This window comes from Halorubrum sp. GN11_10-6_MGM, from assembly GCF_005435165.1.
Taxonomy (GTDB): domain Archaea; phylum Halobacteriota; class Halobacteria; order Halobacteriales; family Haloferacaceae; genus Halorubrum.
This window is the reverse complement of the sequence record NZ_SGUC01000066.1, coordinates 1-5,431: the sequence shown is the minus strand read 5'-3', so window position 1 is coordinate 5,431 and position 5,431 is coordinate 1. Positions and strand designations below refer to the sequence as shown.

Below are 5,431 nucleotides of genomic sequence, written 5' to 3'. Positions count from 1 at the left end.
AGTTCGCGGGATATGAAGAAAGCCCACGGACGCGCTGTCCGTGGGCTGAGTGGGATGGTTCCCGTATGAATGGGCAGGCGGCGACCCGTGGTTCCCAGAAGATCGCTCACTCCAGTACTTCACGGTACGCTGGTGGGCTTAACTTCCGTGTTCGGAATGGGTACGGGTGTGTCCCCACCGCTCTGGCCGCCTTTATGCCGACTCTCGGAGTTGAACCGAGACTCGTCTTGGCTTCATGACAGGACGAGACGCCTGTGTCGGTCGTGGTTCGGAACAACCGTGTCTACGTGCGATCCAGATACCGCCTGAACTCATGCGAGTCGTGGCGCGTCAGCGCCAATGAATGTGGCTCGGTCTGTTAGTGCTCGTGGGCTTAACACCTCGTTGCCTCGGTGCGTACACCCCGAGTCTATCGAACTCGTCTTCTACGAGTGACCTCAACGGTACCTCTTTTCCATGTGGGTTTCGAGCTTAGATGCGTTCAGCTCTTACCCCGTGTCGCGTGGCTACTCGGCATCTGCCCTTCCGGACAACCGATACACCAGTGGCGACCAAACGTAGTTCCTCTCGTACTATACGTTCGTTCACGTCAGGTACCTCACACCCCCAATAGATAGCAGCCGACCTGTCTCACGACGGTCTAAACCCAGCTCACGACCTCCTTTAATAGGCGAACAACCTCACCCTTGCCCGCGTCTGCACGGGCAGGATGGAGGGAACCGACATCGAGGTAGCAAGCCACTCGGTCGATATGTGCTCTTGCGAGTGACGACTCTGTTATCCCTAAGGTAGCTTTTCTGTCATCTACGGGTCCCATTCCGGAACCTCGTAGGTTCGCTAGACCACGCTTTCGCGTCAGCGTTCCTCGTTGGGAAGAACACTGTCAGACCATCTTTTGCTCTTGCGCTCTTCGCCGGATTCCCGACCCGGCTGAGATGATCTTCGGGCGCGCTCGATATCTTTTCGAGCGCGTACCGCCCCAGTCAAACTGCCCGGCTACCGGTGTACTCCTCCCGGAGTGAGAGTCGCAGTCACCGACGGGTAGTATTTCAATGTTGTCTCGGTGGCGCGCTGGCGCGCGTACCTGTGTAACGACTCCTACCTATGCTGCACATCGGCGACCACGTCTCAGCGACAGCCTGCAGTAAAGCTCTATAGGGTCTTCGCTTCCCCTTGGGGGTCTCCAGACTCCGCACTGGAACGTACAGTTCACCGGGTCCAACGTTGGGACAGTGGCGCTCTCGTTTATCCATTCATGCAAGCCGCTACTGAAGCGGCAAGGTACTACGCTACCTTAAGAGGGTCATAGTTACCCCCGCCGTTGACGGGTCCTTCGTCCTCTTGTACGAGGTGTTCAGATACCCGCACTGGGCAGGATTCAGTGACCGTACGAGTCCTTGCGGATTTGCGGTCACCTGTGTTGTTACTAGACAGTCGGAGCGCCCGAGTCACTGCGACCTGCTCCTCAGAGAGCAGGCATCCCTTCTTCCGAAGGTACGGGACTAACTTGCCGAATTCCCTAACGTCGGTTCTCCCGACAGGCCTTGCCTTGCGCTGGCAGAGCACCTGTGTCGGATCTCGGTACGGACACTATGCTTGCCTTTTCACGGGCCCTATGTACGGCTGACTTTCGCTATCTCGCGTTTCACTCGCTTCGTGCCGTGACGGCGTCCACGAGTTTCCACGATTTGACCGGGCGAATGCCCGGCTCAGCGTTCCACACGGCGTCGGCGTTTACTGCATAGCGGCGCTGGAATATTAACCAGCTTCCCGTCGGTGTAGTCAAGTTGTGGTACACCTTAGGACCGGCTAACCCTCGGCTGAACGGCAGTGCCGAGGAACCCTTGCTCTTCAGGCCGTCGAGGTTCTCACCCGACTATCGCTGCTACTGTGACCAGGATTGTCGTTACTGGACGGTCCACGCGAGCTCTCGCCCGAGCTTCCGTCCGACCAGTACGCCAACCTACGCGGTTATCCTTTGACGGATACGGCCAGGTCTCGGTGGTAGATTTGAGCCCCGATCATTTTGGGCGCCTCAAACCTCGGCCGGTAAGCTGTTACGCTTTTCTTAGCGGGTAGCTGCTTCTAAGCTCACCTCCCGGCTGTTTAGGGCTTGAGACCACCTTCGAATCGCACTTAATCTACACTTTGGGACCTTAACCCGGCTCTGGGTTGTTCCCCTCACGGTACACAGGCTTACCCCGCGCACCGGACTCCCACCGTCTGCGGCGCCTGCGGGTTTGGAGTTCGACAGGATGGCCGACTCCTCTCGGAGGCGGGTCATCCAATCGGTAGCTCTACCCCGCGGGCTACCTCGGGTGAGGTCATGCTTCGACATGTTTCGGTTGGAACCAGCTGTTGCCAGGCTCGATGGGCCTTTCACCCCTACACACGAGTCACGAGAGGGTATTGTAGAACACCAACTCTAACAGGCCTCCACGTGGCTTTCGCCACGCTTCACCTTGCTCGCGCGTAGATCGCCTGGTTTCGGGTCGCACCTGATTGACTCCCCGCGCTTGAACACGGTGGCCCTCGCAATGCTGCGGCCGTATCGGTTTCCCTGCGCCTTCCCGGGTTCGCCGGTTAGACTCGCCAATCAAGTGCACTCCCTGGGTCGTTTTTCAAAACGCACGACACGACGCCGGCTCGTCTCTCTTCCTACTAGAGAATCGCTCCTCGGTCGTTTCAAGAGACGCCTTGTACGCCCTGTCGCTCGATCGCCAGCTGATTTCAGGCCCTATTGCACCGCCCTTTTCGGGGTGCTTTTCAGCGTTCGCTCACGCTACTTGTTCGCTATCGGTCTCGAGGAGTGTTTAGCCTTCTCAGGGGATGCCTGAGATGTTCATAGAGGATATCCGACCCCTACTACTCTGGATTTGACGCCATCTGTACTGACTCATCTTACGGGGTTGTCACCCTGTTTCACGCTCCGTTCCAGGAGACTTCAGATGAGTTGTCGAGATTTGGTTGTCAACCCGAACACCACATTGGTCCGAAGACCTTCGGTTTGGGCTGTGTCGCGTTTACTCGCGGTTACTGACGACATCGCTGTTGCGTTCTTTTCCTGCCCTTACTGAGATGTTTCAATTCAGGGCGTTCCCTATTGCGCGAGGCAATTGTTGAACGGATTCCGATTGGGAGATCTCGTGTTCTTTCCCTCCATGCGGGTCCCACGAGCTTTTCGCAGCTTGGCACGTCCGTCGTCGGCTCTCGAGCCGAGCCATTCACCAGCTGGCACAGTAGCCAGTAGTGTGTCAACGAACTCTCGAAGGAGAGTTGTTGACGGTGTCAGAAATACTCGATAGAGTATTCCGACTGTATATGGTTCACTGACGTTCCACGAACTCGGATGAGTTCAGTGGACGTCTGGATCGCACGTATACACGGTTGTCATTGAATCGCCCCGGGTGTGACGGGGCGTTCGTCGAACCCTTCCCATCCGCGGTTTCCCGGGATGGTGCATCGGTCGTCGTGTTCAATCCGAGTCGCGTCTCCCACTTAAGGGGACGGATTCGGACTGGACGGACATGGACTCACTGGGATTCGAACCCAGGGCATCCTCCTTGCAAGGGAGGCACTCTACCGCTGAGCTATGAGCCCACCTTCCCTGGTGGGAAGGTTGTGTCGCGTGTTGTGTGAGCCGTGGTCGTTCTGAGGTGTCCAAGCCGGTGGGTGGGCGGACGTACACAGTCCAACGCGAATGAGTAGTGACCGTCGTGGTGACGGTCGTAAGGTGAGCTCGCCCAGAGGGCGAGTCTCGGGTCGGTGGAGGTGATCCAGCCGCAGATTCCCCTACGGCTACCTTGTTACGACTTAAGCCCCCTTGCGAAGCCCAGATTCGACGCGCGTGGCGCGCCTCATCCGGACCTCACTCGGGTGCTTTGACGGGCGGTGTGTGCAAGGAGCAGGGACGTATTCACCGCGCGCTTGTGACACGCGATTACTACCGAATCCAGCTTCATGTGGGCGAGTTGCAGCCCACAATCCGAACTACGATCGAGTTTCTGAGATTACCGTCTCCTTTCGGAGTTGGAACCCTTTGTCTCGACCATTGTAGCCCGCGTGTTGCCCAGCACATTCGGGGCATACTGACCTACCGTTGCCCGTTCCTTCCTCCGTGTTAGCCACGGCGGTCCCCCTACTGTCCCCAGCTACCTCGCGGTACTGCTGGCAAGTAAGGGTGCGGGTCTCGCTCGTTGCCTGACTTAACAGGACGCCTCACGGTACGAGCTGACGGCGGCCATGCACCTCCTCTCTGAAACTCGGACAAGGTCATCAACCTGGTCGTCATTATTACAGTCGATGCTGGTGAGATGTCCGGCGTTGAGTCCAATTAAACCGCAGGCTCCTCCGGTTGTAGTGCTCCCCCGCCAATTCCTTTAAGTTTCATCCTTGCGGACGTACTTCCCAGGCGGTCTGCTTAGCGGCTTCCCTACGGCACAGCACCCACTCGTAGTGGGAGCCACACCTAGCAGACATTGTTTACGGCCAGGACTACCCGGGTATCTAATCCGGTTCGAGACCCTGGCTTTCGTCCCTCACTGTCGGATCCGTTCTCGCGACGTGCTTTCGCCATCGGCGGTCCGTCCAGGATTACGGGATTTCACTCCTACCCCGGACGTACCCGTCGCGCCTTCCGGTCCCAAGCCACGCAGTTTCTACCGGGCGCCCACCTGTTGAGCAGGTGGATTTCCCGATGGACTTGCGCGGCCAGCTACGGACGCTTTAGGCCCAATAAGATCGGCCATCACTTGGGCTGCCGGTATTACCGCGGCGGCTGGCACCGGTCTTGCCCAGCCCTTATTCTGGTACCGCCTTAGGGTACCGAAAAGCACAGGCGCTATGCCTGTGCACTTGGGATCCCCCTATCGCACTGTCGTGCAGTGTAAAGGTTTCGCGCCTGCTGCGCCCCGTAGGGCCCGGAATCTTGTCTCAGATTCCGTCTCCGGGTTCTCACTCTCATGACCCGTACCGATTATTGGCACGGTGGGCCGTTACCCCACCGTCTACCTAATCGGCCGCAGCCACATCCTTCGGCGCCGGAGCGTTTGGCATACCACTCATTCCAGTGGTGGTATGGTATACACTATTAGCCTCAGTTTCCCGAGGGTATTGTGTTCCGAAGGGTAGTTTGGCCACGTGTTACTGAGCTATTCGCCACGAGTCTGAACTCGTGCGACTAGCATGGCTAAATCGGATCCCAATAGCAATGGCCTCCGGCAGGATCAACCGGAATGTATGTCCTTCGAGCCTGATTCCCGGCTCGAAGGGGGTGTTGGCGGGTGTCAACTCTCGTTAGCGGAGAGATTGACACACCATTGCATTGGTCTGTGTGGTGTCCGGTCCATCCAACGGCTTGGATGACACCGAACGACCACGGCTCACATCAGATCGCCGCTTACGCCGGAGCGCAGGGGGCGCGATCCTCATC

1 tRNA gene and 3 rRNA genes are annotated in these 5,431 nt (G+C 57.9%); all 4 read right to left on the bottom strand.

Annotated features, from left to right (window positions below):
- Positions 1–72: 72 nt before the first annotated feature.
- Positions 73–194, bottom strand: a 5S ribosomal RNA gene (gene rrf, locus EXE46_RS15985).
- 144 nt (positions 195–338) lie between these two features.
- Positions 339–3,252: ribosomal RNA gene (locus tag EXE46_RS15980) — 23S ribosomal RNA — on the bottom strand.
- A 276-nt stretch (positions 3,253–3,528) separates the two neighbouring features.
- A tRNA-Ala gene (locus EXE46_RS15975) sits at positions 3,529–3,600 on the bottom strand.
- A 166-nt stretch (positions 3,601–3,766) separates the two neighbouring features.
- Positions 3,767–5,236 (bottom strand): 16S ribosomal RNA (locus EXE46_RS15970).
- Together the 16S, 23S and 5S rRNA genes with 1 tRNA gene alongside form the textbook arrangement of a ribosomal RNA operon.
- Positions 5,237–5,431 lie beyond the last annotated feature (195 nt).